This window comes from Mycobacterium sp. 012931 (genome assembly GCF_000419295.1).
Classification (GTDB): domain Bacteria; phylum Actinomycetota; class Actinomycetes; order Mycobacteriales; family Mycobacteriaceae; genus Mycobacterium; species Mycobacterium marinum.
The window spans coordinates 4597468-4615570 of sequence record NZ_AOPX01000001.1 but is presented as its reverse complement, the minus strand read 5'-3'; the positions used below and the strand labels follow the sequence as shown (position 1 = coordinate 4615570).

Annotated in this window: 19 protein-coding genes and 1 pseudogene; 10 read left to right on the top strand and 10 right to left on the bottom strand. The window is 65.5% G+C overall.

What is annotated here, in order from left to right:
* Window positions 1–24: 24 nt before the first annotated feature.
* On the bottom strand, window positions 25–1377 hold the full coding sequence (locus MMSP_RS20310) for a nicotinate phosphoribosyltransferase (RefSeq protein WP_369797360.1): 1353 nt from the start codon (window positions 1375–1377) through the stop codon (window positions 25–27).
* A gap of 29 nt (window positions 1378–1406) precedes the next feature.
* Here MMSP_RS20310 and clpS point away from each other — a divergent pair, with 29 nt between their 5' ends.
* The 7 genes from clpS (at window position 1407) to murI (ending at window position 5779) form a co-directional block, all read left to right on the top strand.
* Window positions 1407–1712: an ATP-dependent Clp protease adapter ClpS gene (gene clpS / locus MMSP_RS20305; RefSeq protein WP_012395653.1), complete on the top strand. Its 306-nt coding sequence runs from the start codon at window positions 1407–1409 to the stop codon at window positions 1710–1712.
* Window positions 1713–1736: 24 nt separating this feature from the next.
* On the top strand, window positions 1737–2324 hold the full coding sequence (locus tag MMSP_RS20300) for a DUF2017 domain-containing protein (protein ID WP_011741604.1): 588 nt from the start codon (window positions 1737–1739) through the stop codon (window positions 2322–2324).
* The gene (locus MMSP_RS20295) at window positions 2321–3409 is read left to right on the top strand and encodes a P1 family peptidase (protein WP_020788121.1); all 1089 of its coding nucleotides are present in this window, start codon (window positions 2321–2323) and stop codon (window positions 3407–3409) included. The genes MMSP_RS20300 and MMSP_RS20295 overlap by 4 nt, the downstream gene beginning before the upstream one ends.
* A complete protein-coding gene (locus tag MMSP_RS20290; protein ID WP_086085593.1) occupies window positions 3363–3824 on the top strand; it encodes a Mov34/MPN/PAD-1 family protein in 462 nt (153 codons plus the stop codon). Before MMSP_RS20295 ends, MMSP_RS20290 begins: the two co-directional genes overlap by 47 nt.
* 21 nt (window positions 3825–3845) lie before the next feature.
* Window positions 3846–4118, top strand: coding sequence for a MoaD/ThiS family protein (locus MMSP_RS20285; RefSeq protein WP_012395650.1), 273 nt, complete (start codon window positions 3846–3848; stop codon window positions 4116–4118).
* A 138-nt stretch (window positions 4119–4256) separates the two neighbouring features.
* Window positions 4257–4967 (top strand): rhomboid family intramembrane serine protease, encoded by a 711-nt coding sequence (locus tag MMSP_RS20280; RefSeq protein WP_152522467.1) that lies wholly within the window; start codon window positions 4257–4259, stop codon window positions 4965–4967.
* Window positions 4964–5779 carry a glutamate racemase gene (murI, locus tag MMSP_RS20275; protein ID WP_011741600.1) on the top strand — a complete coding sequence of 272 codons (816 nt, stop codon included), beginning with the start codon at window positions 4964–4966 and terminating at the stop codon, window positions 5777–5779. Before MMSP_RS20280 ends, murI begins: the two co-directional genes overlap by 4 nt.
* Window positions 5780–5821: 42 nt before the next feature.
* On the opposite strand, the gene MMSP_RS20270 is transcribed toward murI, so the two are convergent.
* From MMSP_RS20270 to MMSP_RS27005, 8 genes and pseudogenes are all read right to left on the bottom strand, one after another.
* Complete coding sequence (locus MMSP_RS20270) at window positions 5822–6553, bottom strand: hypothetical protein (RefSeq protein ID WP_020788118.1); 732 nt, start codon at window positions 6551–6553, stop codon at window positions 5822–5824.
* Window positions 6520–7977 carry an MCE family protein gene (locus MMSP_RS20265; protein WP_020788117.1) on the bottom strand — a complete coding sequence of 486 codons (1458 nt, stop codon included), beginning with the start codon at window positions 7975–7977 and terminating at the stop codon, window positions 6520–6522. Before MMSP_RS20265 ends, MMSP_RS20270 begins: the two co-directional genes overlap by 34 nt.
* Before the next feature lies 1 nt (window position 7978).
* Window positions 7979–9124: a virulence factor Mce family protein gene (locus MMSP_RS20260; RefSeq protein ID WP_020788116.1), complete on the bottom strand. Its 1146-nt coding sequence runs from the start codon at window positions 9122–9124 to the stop codon at window positions 7979–7981.
* The gene (locus tag MMSP_RS20255) at window positions 9121–10386 is read right to left on the bottom strand and encodes an MCE family protein (protein ID WP_235065804.1); all 1266 of its coding nucleotides are present in this window, start codon (window positions 10384–10386) and stop codon (window positions 9121–9123) included. The genes MMSP_RS20260 and MMSP_RS20255 overlap by 4 nt, the downstream gene beginning before the upstream one ends.
* Complete coding sequence (locus tag MMSP_RS20250) at window positions 10301–11764, bottom strand: MCE family protein (RefSeq protein ID WP_020788114.1); 1464 nt, start codon at window positions 11762–11764, stop codon at window positions 10301–10303. Before MMSP_RS20250 ends, MMSP_RS20255 begins: the two co-directional genes overlap by 86 nt.
* A complete protein-coding gene (locus MMSP_RS20245; RefSeq protein WP_020788113.1) occupies window positions 11761–12792 on the bottom strand; it encodes an MCE family protein in 1032 nt (343 codons plus the stop codon). Before MMSP_RS20245 ends, MMSP_RS20250 begins: the two co-directional genes overlap by 4 nt.
* A 79-nt stretch (window positions 12793–12871) precedes the next feature.
* Entirely contained in the window at window positions 12872–14332 is a 1461-nt protein-coding gene (locus tag MMSP_RS20240; RefSeq protein ID WP_020788112.1) for an MCE family protein, read from the bottom strand.
* Window positions 14333–14336: 4 nt separating this feature from the next.
* Window positions 14337–14459 (bottom strand): annotated as a pseudogene (locus tag MMSP_RS27005) (ABC transporter permease); the annotation flags it as partial.
* Between the two features lie 71 nt (window positions 14460–14530).
* On the opposite strand from MMSP_RS27005, the gene MMSP_RS20235 reads away from it, so the two are divergent.
* Entirely contained in the window at window positions 14531–15013 is a 483-nt protein-coding gene (locus MMSP_RS20235) for an MPT63 family protein (protein WP_020788110.1), read from the top strand.
* Between the two features lie 118 nt (window positions 15014–15131).
* Complete coding sequence (locus MMSP_RS20230; RefSeq protein WP_036427452.1) at window positions 15132–16082, top strand: lysophospholipid acyltransferase family protein; 951 nt, start codon at window positions 15132–15134, stop codon at window positions 16080–16082.
* On the opposite strand, the gene MMSP_RS20225 is transcribed toward MMSP_RS20230, so the two are convergent.
* Window positions 16083–16883: a response regulator transcription factor gene (locus MMSP_RS20225; protein ID WP_051153715.1), complete on the bottom strand. Its 801-nt coding sequence runs from the start codon at window positions 16881–16883 to the stop codon at window positions 16083–16085.
* Window positions 16884–17276: 393 nt separating this feature from the next.
* On the opposite strand from MMSP_RS20225, the gene pyrH reads away from it, so the two are divergent.
* Complete coding sequence (gene pyrH, locus MMSP_RS20220; RefSeq protein ID WP_015355202.1) at window positions 17277–18074, top strand: UMP kinase; 798 nt, start codon at window positions 17277–17279, stop codon at window positions 18072–18074.
* Window positions 18075–18103 lie beyond the last annotated feature (29 nt).

Here is an 18103-nt window from a genome sequence, read left to right as displayed (position 1 = left end):
GCTCCCTCGTGGTCAAGCCGGCTCTCAGGCCGAGATGGTCTGGGTCGGGATGGCGGGTTCGCCGGGTGCCAATTTCAGTCCCTCCCAAGGCAAGCTGCGTAGCCCAGACGCCACCAGCTTTCGGGCTGCGGCGAGAGTATCTGGATCGGTGGTGACCATCGGCTTTCCGCTGCGAACCAGCGGTGTCGTCAACACCCGGTGTAGCCCCGTGGTGGCCGGCGGTCGACCGGCCGGGTGCACGATCTCCTCGGTGACGGTTCCCGTCGGTCGCGCCAGCCGCAGCGCCTCCTTGCGACCACCACGGGATTCCTTCTGGCTGCTGCGCTTCTGCACCGGAATGCCTTCGACCTCAACAAGTTTGTAAACCATGCTCGCCGTTGGTGCGCCCGAGCCGGTGACCAGCGAGGTGCCGACGCCGTAGCGATCGACCGGCTCCGCGCGCAGCGCGGCGATGGAGAACTCGTCCAGATCGCCCGAGAGCATGATTTGGGTTTCGGTGGCCCCCAAGGCGTCGAGTTGCTGGCGCGCCTGCCGGGCGAGTACACCCAGCTCGCCGGAGTCGATGCGGACCGCGCCCAGAGCCGTACCCGCGGCGGCCACGGCGTTGGCCACCCCGGTCGTCACGTCATAGGTATCGACGAGCAGCGTGGTGTCCGGCCCGAGCGCGTCGATCTGGGCCCGGAACGCGGCCAGCTCGGCCAAGGCCGGTGTGCGGTCCTGGTTGATATGCACCATGGTGAACGCGTGCGCGGCGGTGCCCTCGGCGGGGACGCCGTAGAGTTGCCGGGCTTCCAGATTGGAGGAGCCGGTGCACCCGGCAATGTATGCGGCTCGGGCGGCAGCGACCGCGGCGCACTCGTGGGTGCGTCGCGAACCCATTTCGATCAAGGGGCGATCGCCGGCGGCACTGACCATCCGGGCCGCGGCCGAGGCGATCGCTGAGTCGTGATTCAAGATCGACAGCACCAGAGTCTCCAGCAGCACGCATTCGGCGAAGCTGCCGTGTACCGAGAGCACGGGGGACCCGGGGAAGTAAAGCTCGCCTTCGGCATAGCCGTCGATGTCGCCGCTGAACCGGAAGTCGCGCAGGTAAGCCACGGTGTCTGGATCCAGGAATTGGGCCAGCAACTCGCATGCTTGGTCGTCGAAGCCGAACCGGGGCAAGAGTTCCAGGAGGCGGCCGGTCCCGGCCACCACCCCGTATCTGCGGCCGGCGGGCAGCCGACGGGCGAAGACCTCCCAGGACGTCCGGCGCTCGGCGGTGCCGTCGCGCAGCGCGGCCGCCAGCATGGTCATCTCGTACTTGTCGGTCAGCAGCCCAGCCAGGACCGAGTGGTTCACACCGCCACCGTATCGGTTCGGTTGGGGAGTCGGTATCCACGGGAGGGGCTCGCTATCCTAGGGCTATGGTTGTTGCCTCAGCCCCTGCTAAGCCCGGCTCGGTCGGGCAGCAGGAGTCTGCGTCGCGAGACGCCACGGCTAGCCCGTGGGTGACAATCGTGTGGGACGATCCGGTCAACCTGATGACCTATGTGACCTATGTGTTCCAAAAGTTGTTCGGTTACAGCGAACCGCATGCCACTAAATTGATGTTGCAGGTGCACAACGAAGGTAGGGCTGTGGTGTCAGCGGGTAGCCGAGAGGCCATGGAAGTCGACGTGTCCAAACTGCACGCCGCCGGTTTGTGGGCGACGATGCAGCAGGACCGGTGAGATTCGAGGGTATCCGGATCCACTGTGCGCAAATGGAAGCGCGTTGAAACCCGCAACGGTCCTCGGTTTCGGTCGTCCTTGGCTCCGCACGAAGCGACCCTGCTCAAAAACTTGGTCGGCGCGATGATCGGCTTGTTGGATGAGCGTGAATCCACCGCGCCGTCGGATGAACTCGAGGAGATCACCGGCATCCGGACCGGCCATGCGCAGCGCCCGGGCGATCCGACGCTGCGCCGGCTGCTGCCGGATTTCTACAAACCCGGCGAGACCGACCCAATGACCCTCGACAGCTCCGAGACACTCAATGCCGCGTTGCGCAGCTTGCATGAGCCCGACATCATCGACGCCAAACGCGCTACCGCGCAGCAGCTATTGGACACGGTTCCGGAGAAGGGGGGCCGCTTCGAGCTGACGGAAGACGGCGCCAACGCCTGGGTCGCCGCGGTCAACGACCTGCGCCTGACGCTGGGAGTCCTGCTTGATGTTGGCCCCCGCGGACCCGAGCGCTTGCCCGCCGACCATCCGCTGGCCGCCCACTACGACGTCTATCAGTGGCTGACCGTTTTGCAGGAATATCTGGTGCTGGTCCTGATGGGGAAGTCGGCTGGATGAGCTCCATCACCGACATCGGGGGCATCCGCGTCGGGCATTACCAAAGGCTGGATCCGGACGCGTCCCTCGGCGCCGGTTGGGCATCGGGTGTCACGGTGGTGCTGGCGCCGCCCGGAACTGTTGGTGCGGTCGACTGTCGCGGTGGCGCGCCCGGAACCCGTGAGACCGATTTACTGGACCCGGTCAACAGCGTGCGCTTCGTGGACGCGGTGCTATTGGCAGGTGGCAGCGCCTACGGTCTGGCGGCCGCTGACGGTGTCATGCGCTGGTTGGAGGAACATCAGCGCGGTGTGGCGATGGGCACCGGTGTGGTGCCGATCGTTCCGGGCGCAGTAATTTTCGATCTGCTCGTCGGCGGGTGGGGGCAGCGTCCCACCGCCGAATTCGGCTACTTGGCCTGTGACGCGGCGGTCAGCGATCAGGACCCGGGCGCCACTGCGTCGCTGGCGGTCGGGACAGTTGGCGCGGGCGTGGGGGCGCGCGCCGGCGTCCTCAAGGGTGGCGTGGGGACCGCGTCGGTCAAGCTGCCCTCCGGTGTGACAGTCGGTGCCGTGGTGGTGGTGAACTCCGTCGGCAATGTCGTGGATCCGGCCACCGGCCTGCCGTGGATGGCGGAACTTTCCGGCGAGTTCGGTCTCACCCGGCCACCGGCCGATCAGCTCGATGAGCTCGCCCGGCTGCCTTCTCCGCTGGATCCGCAAGACGCGCCCCAAGATCGGCCGCTGAACACCACCATTGCGGTGGTCGCCACGGATGCCGCGCTGAGTCCGGCGGGTTGCCAGCGGGTGGCGATCGCCGCCCAGGACGGGTTGGCCCGCACGATTCGTCCCGCGCACACACCGTTGGACGGGGACACCGTTTTCGCGCTGGCCACCGGCGCGGTGCAGGTACCCCCTGATCCCGCCATTCCCGCCGCGTTGTCTCCCGAGACCGGGCTTCTCACCGCGGTGGGGGCCGCCGCGGCTGATTGCCTGGCCCAGGCGGTGCTGGTCGGTGTGATTGCCGCGGAGTCCGTTGCCGGAATACCGAGCTACCGCGATGTGTTGCCCGGAGCGTTGCAAACATCGGGAACAGAAAGCCGCTGAGGTGTTGGTGGTCCGTGCCGACCTGGTCGATGCGATCCTCGCCCATGCGCGCCGCGATCATCCCGACGAGGCGTGCGGAGTGCTGGCCGGGCCGCAGGGATCCGACCGTCCCCACCGGCACATTCCGATGACCAACGCCGAGCGCTCGCCGACCTTCTACCGTTTCGACTCGGGCGAACAGCTTGCGGTGTGGCAAGAGATGGAAGGCGCCGGCGAGGTGCCGGTTGTGATCTACCACTCGCACACGGCCACCGACGCCTACCCGAGCCGCACTGATATCGATCTGGCCGCCGAGCCGGCGGCGCATTATGTTCTGGTCTGCACGCGCGATCCCGACCGCGATGAGTTGCGCAGCTATCGGATCATCGCTGGTGCTGTGACCGAAGAACCCGTCAATGTCGTCGGGCGGTATTGAACTGTCCCTGGAGAGGCCGTCATGAGCGTCACCGTGTCCATCCCGACCATCCTGCGACCGCAGACCGGTGGCCAAAAGCGCGTCACGGCCAGCGGTGACACCCTGGGGGCGGTCATCGACGACCTCGAAGCGAACTACTCGGGTATCGCTGAGCGGCTGATCGACAACGGCAAGTTGCACCGGTTCGTGAACATCTACGTCAATGACGAGGACGTGCGGTTCTCCGGCGGCTTGGACACCGCGATCGCCGACGGTGACACGGTCACCATCCTGCCGGCCGTGGCAGGTGGATGAATCGCAGACCACGGTGCGATACGACTCGCTGCTGTTTGGCGGGCATCGCCACCGGCGCGGTGCTGCAGGCGGCGCTCCGACGGTGGGTGGGAGTATCTGTCCACCTGGGTCTACGCAGGTAGCCTGGATGAGGCCGGAATGCTCTGCAAGGGCACTAAGCGACGAGGAGGAGCGGCGCGTATGGTTAGACATCCGCGCACGCCAGCGACGCAGCCCGAGGAGCGGCCGCGCTGGGTGACCGGCGGAGCGACAATTCTGACCTTTGTCGCACTGCTGTATCTCGTTGAATTGATCGACCAGCTGACTCGGCATTCCCTGGACCTCAACGGCATCAGACCGCTGCAAACCGATGGCCTCTGGCGGATCATCTTCGCGCCGCTGCTGCACGCCAACTGGGCGCACCTGATGGCCAACACGGTTCCGCTGCTGGTGCTGGGTTTTCTGATGACGCTGGCCGGGTTGGCCCGGTTCGTCTGGGCCACCGCGATCGTGTGGATCCTCGGCGGGTTTGGCACTTGGCTGATCGGCAACGTCGGCAGCAGCTGCGGGCCCACCGATCACATCGGTGCCTCGGGTCTGATCTTCGGCTGGCTGGCTTTTCTGTTGGTCTTCGGATTGTTCGTCCGCAAGGTGTGGGACATCATCATCGGTCTGGCGGTGTTGTTCTTCTACGGCGGCATCCTGCTCGGCGCGTTGCCGCGGCTGGGAGTGTGCGGTGGCGTCTCCTGGCAGGGCCATCTGTGCGGTGCGCTCGCCGGCGTCGTGGCGGCGTATTTCTTGTCCGCTCCGGAACGCAAGGCTCGGGAGCTGAAAAAGGCCGGTGAACGGCCGTCAAGCCCGAAGACATGAGCTCGCCGCTGGCGCCCGTCGGAATCTTTGATTCCGGCGTCGGCGGACTGACGGTCGCACGGGCCATCATCGACCAACTGCCCGACGAAGACATCGTCTACGTGGGCGATACCGGCAACGGCCCGTACGGTCCGCTGACCATCCCCGAGGTTCGCGCACATGCCCTGGCCATCGGTGACGACCTGGTCGGCCGGGGCGTCAAGGCGCTGGTGATTGCCTGTAACACGGCATCGGCAGCGTGTCTGCGCGATGCCCGGGAGCGATACGACGTGCCCGTCGTCGAAGTGATCCTGCCGGCGGTACGCCGTGCAGTGGCCACCACCCGCAACGGTCGCATCGGGGTGATCGGCACCCGCGCGACCATCACCTCGCACGCCTACCAGGATGCGTTTGCCGCCGCGCGCGACACCGAGATCACGGCGGTGGCTTGCCCACGGTTCGTCGATTTCGTCGAGCGGGGCGTGACGAGCGGTCGTCAGGTGCTGGGATTGGCGGAGGGCTATCTGGAGCCGCTACAGCGTTCCGGGGTCGACACCCTGGTACTCGGCTGCACGCACTATCCGTTGCTGTCCGGGTTGATACAACTGGTGATGGGGGACAACGTCACGCTGGTCTCCAGCGCCGAGGAGACCGCCAAGGAGGTCCTGCGGGTGCTGACCGAGCGGGACATACTGCGCCCGCACGATGCGCCGCCGGCCACTCGATTGTTCGAAGCCACCGGCGATCCGGAGGCGTTCATGGCGTTGGCGGCGCGCTTCCTCGGGCCGGCGCTAACCGGGGTGCAGCCGGTTCGCCCCTCGGGCATGCACTAGCTTCGCGGCATCACCCTGACGGAGCCGCACCCGTTGAGCGGGTTACGGCACGAACTCCACGTTGGCTACCTTGGCCTCGTCGCCGACCTGCTGCACGGTGATGCGCATGCGCCACGCACGAGGCCGTTGTTCGGGCGCTGCGGCCGTCGTCGTCTTGACGCTCACCGCCACCAGGACCTGTGCCGCGTCGTCGGACTCCGACTCCAGTGCGGCGGCGGTGATCGTTCCCGCGGATTTCGACTGGAAATGCTGAACGACCTGGATGAACGGCTTGGATCGGCGTTGGAAGTCGTCGTAGAAAGTGCCGGTGGCCGAGTTGAGGATGCGCTCGATATCGGCGTCGACATGCTCCCAGTCGATGGTGGTGAGGTTGATCGCGCCCTGTCTGGCGACCTGAACATAGAGCTTGCGCTGTTGGTCGGCCTGATGCGATTGGTAGGCGTGGAACCCGAACCAACTCGCCAACGCCGCCATGGCCACCACCGCGGCCAGCCCCACCACGATCGCCAGCCGCACCTTTGAGGGCGCTGGCTTGGGCGACTCCTGCTCGCCGTCGCTGGCTTGCGCGTCGTCTTCGCCCGCCTCGGGATCCGCGTCGGCGTCTTCCTGGGTCTCGTCCGCGGTCTCGTCTTGGTCTTCGTTGCGCGGCTGGGCCTCGGGCACGCCTGCTTGGCCGGATTCGCCTTCGGGCTCAACGACCTCGGCAGGCTCCGGTTGCTCCTCGAGAGTCGTGGAATCACTCATTTCTTCGGGGGCAGCAACATCGTCTGCCATGTTTGCTCCTCTGGGACGGTCTGGCCCAGATTAGCTTGCGTGTACAGGTGTCCGTCGGGGCCCATATAGGTGCCGGTTGCCGGGTCGTACTCGGCGGCGGCAATCGGGGCTGGCGGTGCCGGACCCGGCGGGGCGCTCTGTTCGAGCGGCGGCTCCGGGGGCAGTTGCGGAATCGGTTGCCCGGACAGCGTGGAGTTCGGATCCCCCTTCCAGTTGTAGCCGTCGTTGAGCGGCACGTAGACCTCGTTGCTCTCGCACAGCTTCGCCGTCGGCGCGCGCTTTCCTGGCACGGTCACGCAAGGCAGATTTCGTGCGCCGCGGACGTTGAAGGGCGCATCCTGTGGCACTCGGCAGTACAGGTCACCCGGCGCACGGTTCGGGTAGTCCTCGAAGGTGGGTACCCGCTGCTGCTGGGCCGGCAGGAAGCCGGTGGTGCACGGCGGCGGCAGGTTCAGGTTCAGGTTGAAGACCAGATAGTCGCCCTTGTAGTCCTGGATGGTGTTGCGCTTGGCAACGCCGACGGCCTGCGTTACGGCAGTTCCCTGAGGAAACAGCACCAGCAGTTGCTCGAGACTCGGGTGGTAGGCGACGGCCACCTCGCCGACGCTGACCAGGTTGGCCAGCACGATCGGCAGTGTGGGGCGTAGTCGGTTGAACAGCGCGCGCACCTCATCGGCTGCCCCGGGACCCTGATCCAGCAACCCGGCCAACGACGAGTCCTGGCGCTGCAGCTGGTCGGTGATGCTGGCCAGATTCGACGCCCACGAGCGGATGGCGCCCGCGGTGTCGGTCTGGGTGTCCAACACCGGCTTGGACTGGTCGATCAACAGGGTCAGCTCGTCCAGGTTCGCGCGGGCGTCGATGGCCAGCTTGCTGCTCCCGGTGATCAACCGCCGAAGCTCGGGCCCCAGTCCGCCGACGGCGACGGCCGCCTCGTCGACAACCGTCTTCAGGTTCTCGCGGGGGATCGCCTGCAGGCCGCGGCTGGTTTCGTCCAGGATCGTGTTGATATCGGTTGGAACGCGGGTGCGGCTACTCGGGATCACGTCGCCGTCCTTCAACGACGGACCTTGGCCGCTACGCGGAAGCAGCTGAACGTACTGCTCGCCGACCGAGGACACGCTGTGCACCTCGGCCTCCACATCGGCGGGAATCTTGACATCGGAGTTCAGCGACAGGACCGCGGCCACACCCGTGTTGGTCAAGTGGACGCTCTTGACGGTGCCGACCTCGACGCCGCGATAGGTGACGTTGCTGCGCGGGTAGAGGCCGCCTGCCTCGGGCAGCTCGACGGTCACGCGGTACTGCCCGATGCCGACCATGGCCGGCACTCGCATGTACCCGAAGACCATGATCAACAGCGCGGTGGTGGCCACGATGGCGAAGATCGCCATCTGGATGAAGATCTGCCGAGTCAGACGCATGTCACGGCCCCTGGTCCCATCGGTACGGAACGATCAACGGGTTACCCACGGTGTAGGGGCTGGGCATCTGCCCGATGGTGCGGCCCCACTGCAGCTCGAGCTCGGTCAAGTCGCCTTCCCATCGCGTTCCGGTGAAGAATCCGGCGTCGATACGGCTCAACGTCATATCGATGATGAGGGTCAGGTTGGCGTAGTCGCCGCGCATCCAGTTGGTCAGCGTCTCCTTGGGAAATGGGTAGGTGGGTAGGAAGCTCAGCGCGCGCGTTAGCGCCGGACCCGCGTTGGCCAGTGACTCCAGCGTCGGCCCAAGATCTTTGAGCTCTTGCACAAGCGCGTCCTTGGTCTGGTTGACCGAGTCGGCGGCCAGCGCGCTGAACCTGCCCAGCTGGGTGAGTGCATCGGCCAGGTTCTCGCGCTCGTTCTTGAGCACGGCGAGTGCATCCGGAATCGTCCGCAACGCCTTGTCCAGTACCGGCCTTTGTGCGGCGAGCTGAGCCATCAGGTTGTTCAGGCTCTCGGCAGCGGCGATGATGTCGCCTTTTTGGTCGTCGAGGTGTCCGATGGCCTCGTCGAGCTGCTCGATCAGGCTGCGCAAGTCGTTCTCGCGTCCGGTGAAGGCGGTGCTCAGGGCTTCGGTGATGTCGTAGATGTCCCCGATCCCGCCGCCATTGAGCAGCATCGCCGTTGCGGCGAGTGCCTGTTCGGTGCTCGGATATGCCTTCGATGAGGACAACGGGATCAACGAGCCCTCGCGTAGGTTGCCCTCAGGCGGCACGTCGGTAGGCGGTGCCAGCTCGATATGCAGCGACCCCAGCAAGCTGGTCTGACCGAGTGTGGCGGTGGCATTTGCCGGCAGCTCGACATTGCCGTTGAGTTTCATCGTGACCAGCGCATGCCAGCCCTGGCGCTCGATCTTGGTGACGGTACCGACATTGACGTCACCCACCCGGACGCGCGAATTCGGCTCGATGTTGTCGACGTCGGGCATCTGAGCCTGGATGGTGAACGAGCCGGGTCCGCCGCCCTGAACACCTGGCAGCGGAAGCGAGTTCAGGCCGCGCCAGCCACTGCAGCCCGATACGGCTACCGCTAGGGCGGCGATTCCCGCCGCGATGCGTATCCGCGTGGTCCACCCGGCCCGCATCATGAGCCCACCCCTTGGGGCACCATGATCCCGCGAAGGCCGGCAGCCGGGTCGGGTGTGGCGGGCGCTTCGGCCGGCAGCGGGAGGCCCACGGCGGGCGGCGGTGCTTGCGCCGGAGGCGCCGCGGCCGGCGGTGCTTGCTGCGGCGGAATGGCTTGCGGTGGAATGTAATCCGGGCGTAGCCAGTCTTCGCTGTAGGTCAGCTCATTGGGTCGCGCACTGGCGCCGACGAAGAGGTTCTGGCCAAAGGGCAGGAAGTTGTACTGACGGTTCTTGATTATCGGTGCCAGGTATTGCACGCATAGCTTCGCGGACTGTTCATAGCCCAGTCGCGATGCGGCCTGAATGGCGCCGCACAGGAAGGAAATCGGATTGGCGAAGTTGTTGAGCATCGGCACGGCACTCACCGCGCCCTGGGCCGGCTGCCAGATGTTCACATAGTTCTGCAAGGTGTTGGGTGCCACGTGCAGGAACTGTTTGACGTCGTCGAGGCTATCGTTCAAAGCCTGGCTGACCCCCGCCAGCTTGTCCGATGTGGCGCCCAGCGCTTCGCGATTGTCGGCCACAAATCGCTGCACCTCACCGACCGTGTCGCCGAGGTTGCGAACGGCGTTGGCGACCTCGTTCGGGTCGTTGGCCAGCAGGCCGGTCACCGTCGCCAGGTTCTGGTTCAGCTGGCGCATCAAGTTGGTGCTGTCCTGCAGCGCCGACACCAGAATCGCGAGATTCTTCACGGTCGAGAAGATGTCCGTGCTGTGGTCGCCGAGGGCAGAAAAGGCCTGAGACAACTTGATCACCGTGTCGCGGATGTTGGCGCCCTCGCCGCGGAGGTTGTCTGCCGCGGTATTGATCACCGACCCCAGGGGGCTGACGCCGCCGGGCTCGGTCGGCTGCAACTCCTTGGTCAGCTTCGCCAATTGCGCACGGACGTCGTCCCACTCGACCGGAACGGCGGTGCGCTGCCGTGGAATGACCGCGTTGTCGGACATCGCGGGCCCGCCGGTGTAGGCGGGGGTGAGCTGAATCGCCCGTGAGGTCACCAGGGTCGGCGACAGGATCGCGGCTTTCGCGTCCGCCGGCACTATGTACTTGCTGTCGTACCAGAATGAGACCTTGACCGACTCGGGCTGCGGTTCGATCGAGGTGATCTTGCCGACGGGCACACCAAGGATGCGAACTTCATCCCCGGTGAAGACGCCGTTGCTGTTCTCGAAGTACGCGACGACATTGGTGCGGTTGACCACTTCGGTGGTTCGCAGCAGCACCACCACTCCAGCGGCCAATAGTCCGACCAACAGCACGGCCAGCCAGGTCTTGGTGCGCCGGATCATCGTCGGCCCCCGCGGTCTGGGGTGCTGAGACCTCGCCCGGCGCGGGCACCAATACCGATGACGGCGTTGGCTGCGGGATGGAAGCCAACTCGGGAGGCGCCGGCGCGGGCGGCCCCGGTGGTGGCCCGCCCGGGGGTGGGGCGGGCAGCGGCTCGCGGTAGGGATACTGCGGGTCATCGGGGTTGCCGGTGATCGCGTCGGGAAGCTTCAGATGTGGTTCGCCGCCTTGGCCCGTCCGCGGGAAGGGCAACGGCAGCGGCGGTGTGCCCGGCTGGCCGATCGGCGGGTCGGTGCGTTGCGACGGGAGCAGCACATTGGGATCCAGGCCGAGGTCGGAGAATGCCGCGTCGATGAATGGCTGCACGAATTGTCCCGGCGCCAGGTTGGCGACGTAGGTCTTGAAGAACGGACCGGAGGACACCGATTCACCCAGCGACATCGTGTAGTCGTCGAGCAGCTTGATCGCCTTCTGCAGCCGTTCCTTGCGGTTGTCCAGGATGGTCAGTACGCCGTTGAGTTTGTCGAGCGCGGGTCGCATCGTCGCCTCGTTCTCCGCGATCAACCCATGCAGTTGTTGACCGAGTGCGGCGATGTTGCCGGAGATGTGATCCAGGGCGGCGCGCTGGGTTGTCAGCTCGGCCAGCAGCGCGTTGGTGTTGGCGATCAGGCTGACGACTTGGTTGCTGCGCTCGGCCAGCACGGTCGTGGCCTTGTTGGCGTTGGTGAGCAGACCGCGCAGCTGCGCGTCGCGCTCGTCGAGGGTCTGCGAGAAGCGTGCCACTCCCTCGATCGCGACGCGTAGTTGTGGCGGGGTGTCGGAAAAGGTGTCCGCCAGTACCCGCAGCGAGTCCGATAGCTGGTTGGTGTTCAGGCCGCTGATCGTGGTGGCCAGGTCACCCAGCGCGTCGGGTAGTTGGTACGGCGACCGGGTGCGGTCGAGCGGAATCGTGCCCTGCAGCTGGCCGTCCCCGCGGGAGATGACCTCGAGCATCTTCGTGCCCAGCAGGCCCCGCGTCTTGATCGCCGCCTCGGTATGGTCGCCGAGGCGGATGTGCTTGTCGACAGTGAACTTGACCAGCACCCGCGGTCCGTCCAACTCGATGGACGAGACCTCACCCACCCGGAATCCCGAAACTTGCACGCGCACGCCGGTTGTCAGCCCACCCGCATCAGCGAAGTAGGCGGAATACTGCTTGCCGGATTGGAAGAACGGCAGCTTGTCGTACTGCAGCGATTCGACCACGATGCCGATGGTGATCGCCAATCCCACTGCACCGACGACGATCTGGTTGCGTTCAGCGAAGGATTTCACCGCGGTGCGCACCTCCCGGTGGGCTGACCGGCGACCTTGACGTACACCGGCTGGCCACCCCTGCCGTTGAGCTTGAGCACGACATCGCAGAGATAGAAACTGAAGAAGTCACCGTAGATGCCTTGGCGCGACAGCGCTTGATAGGCATCTGGCAGCGTGTTGATCAGATTGTCGAAGTATTCGTGGTCTGCCAAGACAATTGCCGATGCGCGATCCGTCTCCTGGACGGTCTTGGCCAGTGGCGGGCGTGCCTGCGACAACAGGTCCGCGATGCTCGAGGCGGCGGCATTGGTGTAAGCCACGCCCTTGGTGATGTCTTCCTTGCGGGCCTGCAGGCCTTCCATGAGTTCGGCGAGTGCGTCGACCGCTTTGGCGAATTGCTTGTTTTGGTCGCCGAGCGAACCCAACACGACGTTCAGATTGATGATGACATCCCCGATCAGCTGATCGCGATCGGCCAGCGTCGTCGTCAACGCGGCGGTCTGGGCAAGAAACGAGTTGATCGTCGCGCCTTCGCCCTGCAGCGCCCGAATCAACTGGCCGGACAGGGCATTGACCTGGTCGGGATCCAGCGCCTTCAGCAGCGGACGGAACCCGCCAATCAACGCATCCAAGTCCAGGGCGGGCGAGGTGTGTGTCATGGGAATCGTGTCACCGGGCTTGAGCTGTTTGGGGCTGCCGGCGCCTTCCTCGAGTGCCAGGTATCGGCCACCGATCAGGTCGTCATAGCGGATCACGGCCCGGCTGCCCTGGGTCAGCACCACCGAACTATCGGCCGTGAACTCGACCAGCGCCGTTGTGTCGGGCTGAATCGCAACCTTTTTGACTTGTCCGACCTCGACACCGGCGATGCGCACGAAGTCGTTTTGCTCCAGTCCGGTCACATTGCTGAACTCGGTTTTGTAGGTGCTGGTTTTCTCGCCAAAGCGCAGCTGCCCGAAGACCGCGAACAAGCCGATGAGGCCCAAGAAGCAGACCAGCAAGAAGGTGCCCAGTCGGATCGCATCACGGATGAGCCGGGCTCTCATGCGCGGTCACCTTCGTTGGCCCAGCGGTCGGCCGAAAGGTCGGTCGAGGGCCGGCTGAGGGGAGGTCGGTACCAGGTGTTCATGGTGACGGAGCGACCTCCTGTGGCAGTGGAGCCGGCGGCAGCGGGGTGGGCTGTGCCTGCGCGGGCGCGGGGACCACGAAGGGCTCGGAGCCCGGCGTGGGTCCCGATTCCCTGGGGGCGCCCGGTGGCGGCGCCGGCGGTAGCCCCGGCCACAGCGGGGTACCGTCTGGCGCGTACAGCTCCGCGCCGTAGGGCGGGGCCCCCGGATAGGGGATCGGTCCTGGCGCAGGTCCACCGAAGAGGTTGCGGATGCTCGGTGGTTCGGGCGTTCCGCGGGTGACCGGGAAGTAGTTGGCCCAGCCCGGGAATCCGATGCCGGGGTTGGGGCGCCAGTCCATTCCCGTGCCAAAGCCGGTGTTGGTGACGAGGTTGCGCCCCGGCCAGTTGTTGTCGACGATCGGCAACGAGCCGCAGCCCGGTTTGCCGCCAGGCCCGCCCTTGGCGCCGATGATGGGCAGGTTGTCCGGAAAACGGTAGGGGTCATCACCGAGCGCCAGGGCCGCATCGAGTACCAGTGACCGCCCATTGCCGCCGGGTGCTTCGTAGCCCCCGTGGTCCAGCAAGTACTTTGCGCCCTCCAACAGACAGGTGTACTCCGGGCTGTACTTGTAGAGCAGGTTCGTCGTGGGCTCGAGTGCGTTGATGGCTTTGATCAGGTTCGCCTGATTGGGTGCCAGCAGGCTGATACCGGTGTTGGAAAGTCCGATGGTGGCCAGCAGCAATGCGTCCAACTGGGTGGAGTGGCTGGTGATGGTGGTGCTGGTCGTGCTCAGCGCGTTGAGCGTGTCCAGAATGTCCTGCGCCGCAGCGCTGAAGGTGTCGTTGAAGTCCTTGACGGCCCGCAGGTCGGCGGTCACGGTTTCGTAGCGCGGATTCAGCTCGAGCAGGACCTGGTTGGCATCGGTGGTCGCTTGTCCGATGAGCGGACCTTGACCGCGTAGGCCCTCGGCAAGCGCGGAAAGCGCGGCATTGAGCTTGGCCGGGTCGATCTGATCCAGCACCGCCACCAGGTTCTGGAACACGGTGTTGGCCTCGCTGGTCACATTGCGCGACATGAGCACCTGGCCGGCCTTCAACCGTTGCGGGCTGGGGTCTTCGGGGTAGATCAAATCGACGAACTTGGCGCCGAACACGGTGGTGGCCCGAATCTCGGCCTGGACATTCGCCGGGATGTAGCGAATCTGGTCGGAATCAATCTCGAGCGTGAGGGCCACCGGCGTCGCGCCCTTTCCGCCGTCGACAATCGAAGCGACCCGCCCGACCTGCACGCCGCGCAATTTGACCTTGGCGTTGGTCTCCATCACCAGGCCGGAGCGCTCGGAGGTCAACGTGACCGGCACGACCGACCGCAGCGAGCCCATGAAAAGTGCGTAGGTCACCCACATCGCCGCAACGAAGAGCAGCACCAGGATCAGCGTGTGCCACGCGGGGTGCAGGCCTTCCTTGCGGTCATCCATGGTGCTATCCCGCCAAGTTGAAATTGCCGGATTGCCCGTACACCGCCAGCGAGATCATCACCAGCACGAACGCCGAGAAGATCAGCGACGTGCGCACCGCGCGCCCGACGGCCTCGCCCACCAGGGCTCCGGCGTTCCCTGGGTTGGTCCCCATGGCGGGGCGGACTGTTTGAACGACACGAGAGAGAGGGGATAACCGTGGAGTTCATTGCTACCACCATGAAGACGGCTGTGGGGGCCGCGGCCATTGCGGCGGCAAGCGTTTTCGGCGCAGCGTCAGCGTTGGCCGCGCCACCGACTATTCAAGGCTTCGGGACCAGCGAACGGCTCGTCGACGGGCCCATGGTCACCTCCTACACGGTCGGTAACCTGCAGCTCGGCGATGTCACCATTGCGGGCTACCTACCTCAGGGACAGCTTTACTCGGCCGACGTCACGGCTCGGTCCGTGACCGGAACGATCACCCCGCTGGTGTCGAGCTTCAACGCCCGCGCGGCCAACGGTGACACCTACGGAGTGGTCAACGAAGTCCCGGCACCCGGTGGCCTCAATCCCGCACCGATCCTGCAGGGCAACAGCCAAAGTGGCGTCCTGTACTTCGATGTGACCGGCCCACCGCCTAATGGCGTTGTGTACAACGACGGCGTGCAAGACGTTCTCATCTGGACCAGTAACGTCTGATTGCGCACCGCTAGCCGACATCCTCCCCGCGTCATCTGGCGCGGGGAGGGTTGTTTGTGCCGCCGAAATCCGTTCGATTGGCTGAGTCGTGGGTCTGGCAAACGGGTACTCCTTCGCCATGAGCGCAACCGACACGAGTGCAACCGACCCCAGGCCGGAACCGCTACGGCGACAAGCTCAGCGCCATGCCGAGCGGGCGAGAGTGGCGATGGATGACAAGCGTGAGCGCCGCGACGGCGGACTCAGCGGTTGGGTGGCGCAACGAGCGGGGCGGTGGGACCTAGATGGCCAAGACGAGGCCACCCTGCAGCGGCAGAAGTTTTTCTGGAATCTGTTGGTCGACTACTGGTTTCGCATGGAGATCGACGGCTGGGAAAACATCCCGGATTCGCCGGCACTGCTGATCGGCATTCACTCGGGTGCTCCCTTTGTCTGGGATGCGTGGACGGTGGGACTGCAGTGGTGGCGGCGGTTCGGTCCGCAGCGTCCGCTGCACGGTACGGCTCACGATGCGCTGATGGCGATTCCGGGTATTGGGCGCTACTTCCGGTCTATGGGAGTGCTCCCCGCCGCTCCGGACGCGATCGCCACGGCGTTGGCCGAGGGCCGCGACGTGGCGTTGTGGCCGGGCGGCGAGGTGGATTCATTGCGTCCGTGGACCGAGCGCGACTGTGCCAACCTGGCCGGGCGCAAGGGATTCGTGAAGATGGCGATTCGTGCCGGAGTCCCGATCGTGCCGATTGCGACCGTCGGCGGGGCGGACGCGATGCCGGTTCTGATCCGTGGGGACCGTCTGTCGCGGGTGCTACAACTTGACCGGCTGCTGCGCTTGAAGGTGTTCCCGCTGGCAATCTCACTGCCATGGGGGATTGCGCCAGCTGCCCTGCCCCAGCTGCCGTTGCCGGCCAAGATCCGCACCCGGTTTATGCCCGCGATCGATCTTGACCACGATCCCGACCGCACCGATGACGACGCGTACATCGACGACATCTACCACCAGGTTGAGGACAGCATCCAACACGGGATGGACGCGTTGGCGCGCAAGCGCGCTCTGCCCCTGTTCGGGTGATCAGCGGACGAGGACCTGTTCGGTCGGCACCGAAATGTCTTGCGGCTCTGGCCCCGAACCCGGGCTGAGTACGGGTTGTCGGGCGGTCCATCGGGGCGGCGGTGGCGTTACCGCCATATAGCCCACGCCCCGCACGGTATCGACCATCGATTCGTGGTCTGCTCCCAGCTTGGCGCGCAGTCGCCGCACATGAACGTCGACGGTGCGGGCCCGTCCGTTGCAGTCGTAGCCCCAGACTTCATGCATGAGCCGCGTGCGGGTGAAGGCTTGTCCGGCGTGGCGGACGAGAAAGTGGAACAGCCGAAATTCGGTGAGTGTCAGGCCTAAGGCTTCGCCGGCCACGGTGACCGTGCAACTGTCCGGGTGAATGGCGAGGTCGCCGAATTCCAGGGCGCCTTTGCGGGCCCGGCGGCGACGCATGACCGCCAGCCGCAGCCGGGCCCGCAGCTCGGCCGCGCCGGCCGCCGCCAGCAAGACGTCGTCGAAGTGCCAATCGATGTCGATGTCGACGAAGTCGGCCGCGGCGACAACTGCAACCACCGCAACAGACTGCGCGTTGGCGGTCAGCCGTCGGCAGGCGCTGCGGGCAGTTGTCAGGTCGGAGCGCGCGTCGATCATCGCGACATCTGGGCCGGCCCAATCCGGTGGGTCGGCAGCGTCTAGCCGCGCGTGTTGTATTACCGATGCGAACGACTTCAACGTCGGCAGAGTCGATTCGAAGTCAGCGGCATTGCTGAGCAAGAGGACTCTCAAAAAACATCTCTCAACCCCTCGCGGGGTTCCGGCCACCCCGGTCCGCATGCATCTCCCGGGGAGATGTCTCACGGCAGCACTGGGTACCCCTTTTCGGCCGCAACTAATTCCGCCCCCTCGTGCCGGTGGCATGCACGACAGTCCAGAACAAGTAGGTGGGCCCGATCCGTGTCCGGACCGGGCCCACCTTTCCAACAAGCCTGCTTGGTCCCCAGCGGGGCGCCGCGGTTGGGGTCAACGGCCCGCGCTCGATGGCGGATTCCCGGGGCCCCGGCCGTTCAAACATCGCTGCGCCGGTGTCCGCGACCTGACACCGGGCACGCTTTTGGTGCCGTTGGATATGAGCGGACACCCCGGCTACCCCGGAGCAGTGCGATGAGGCAGGATATGAGAGGCCGTTCCGGGTGGTTGCCGGGATGGCACTCTCATGCGAGGAGATTCATGACGGAGTCCGACGTCGCCGGTGGGGCGGCTCCGAAGCCGGAGCCGGCAAGCGCCAACGGCGTACCGGCAGCTCCTGTTTCGGGGTCGGTGTCGCAATACAAGCGAGTATTGCTCAAGCTGGGTGGCGAAATGTTCGGCGGCGGTCAGGTGGGCCTGGATCCCGACGTGGTGGCACAGGTGGCCCGGCAGATCGCCGAAGTGGTGCGCGGTGGCGTACAGGTGGCGGTCGTGATCGGCGGCGGCAACTTCTTCCGCGGCGCCCAGCTTCAGCAGCGCGGTATGGAGCGGACCCGGTCGGACTACATGGGAATGCTCGGCACCGTCATGAACAGTCTCGCGTTGCAGGACTTTCTTGAAAAAGAGGGCATAGCTACCCGAGTTCAGACCGCGATCACCATGGGCCAGGTGGCTGAGCCATACCTGCCGTTGCGCGCCGTTCGCCACCTGGAGAAGGGGCGAGTGGTGATCTTCGGCGCCGGCATGGGGTTGCCTTACTTCTCGACGGACACGACGGCGGCGCAGCGCGCACTCGAGATCGGGGCCGAGGTGGTTCTGATGGCCAAAGCGGTCGACGGGGTGTTTGCCGAGGATCCGCGAGTGAATCCGCACGCCGAGCTGCTCGCCGTGATCAGTCATCGGGAGGTCATCGACCGAGGGTTGCGGGTCGCCGATGCCACCGCATTCAGTCTGTGCATGGACAATGGCATGCCGATTCTGGTGTTCAACCTGTTGACCAATGGCAATATCGCCCGTGCGGTCGCTGGTGAGAAAATCGGAACGCTGGTCACCACCTAAGAGGAAGACTCAATGATCCGCGCTTGCGA

Bases quoted from the DNA above. Each gene is read 5' to 3' on its own strand.
- clpS (WP_012395653.1), top strand. From the start codon at position 1,407: ATGGTTGTTGCCTCAGCCCCTGCTAAGCCCGGCTCGGTCGGGCAGCAG.
- MMSP_RS20295 (WP_020788121.1), top strand. From the start codon at position 2,321: ATGAGCTCCATCACCGACATCGGGGGCATCCGCGTCGGGCATTACCAA.
- MMSP_RS20290 (WP_086085593.1), top strand. From the start codon at position 3,363: ATGTGTTGCCCGGAGCGTTGCAAACATCGGGAACAGAAAGCCGCTGAG.
- MMSP_RS20285 (WP_012395650.1), top strand. From the start codon at position 3,846: ATGAGCGTCACCGTGTCCATCCCGACCATCCTGCGACCGCAGACCGGT.
- MMSP_RS20280 (WP_152522467.1), top strand. From the start codon at position 4,257: ATGCTCTGCAAGGGCACTAAGCGACGAGGAGGAGCGGCGCGTATGGTT.
- murI (WP_011741600.1), top strand. From the start codon at position 4,964: ATGAGCTCGCCGCTGGCGCCCGTCGGAATCTTTGATTCCGGCGTCGGC.
- MMSP_RS20270 (WP_020788118.1), bottom strand. From the start codon at position 6,553: ATGGCAGACGATGTTGCTGCCCCCGAAGAAATGAGTGATTCCACGACT.
- MMSP_RS20265 (WP_020788117.1), bottom strand. From the start codon at position 7,977: ATGCGTCTGACTCGGCAGATCTTCATCCAGATGGCGATCTTCGCCATC.
- MMSP_RS20260 (WP_020788116.1), bottom strand. From the start codon at position 9,124: ATGATGCGGGCCGGGTGGACCACGCGGATACGCATCGCGGCGGGAATC.
- MMSP_RS20245 (WP_020788113.1), bottom strand. From the start codon at position 12,792: ATGAGAGCCCGGCTCATCCGTGATGCGATCCGACTGGGCACCTTCTTG.
- MMSP_RS20240 (WP_020788112.1), bottom strand. From the start codon at position 14,332: ATGGATGACCGCAAGGAAGGCCTGCACCCCGCGTGGCACACGCTGATC.
- MMSP_RS20230 (WP_036427452.1), top strand. From the start codon at position 15,132: ATGAGCGCAACCGACACGAGTGCAACCGACCCCAGGCCGGAACCGCTA.
- MMSP_RS20225 (WP_051153715.1), bottom strand. From the start codon at position 16,883: ATGCGGACCGGGGTGGCCGGAACCCCGCGAGGGGTTGAGAGATGTTTT.
- pyrH (WP_015355202.1), top strand. From the start codon at position 17,277: ATGACGGAGTCCGACGTCGCCGGTGGGGCGGCTCCGAAGCCGGAGCCG.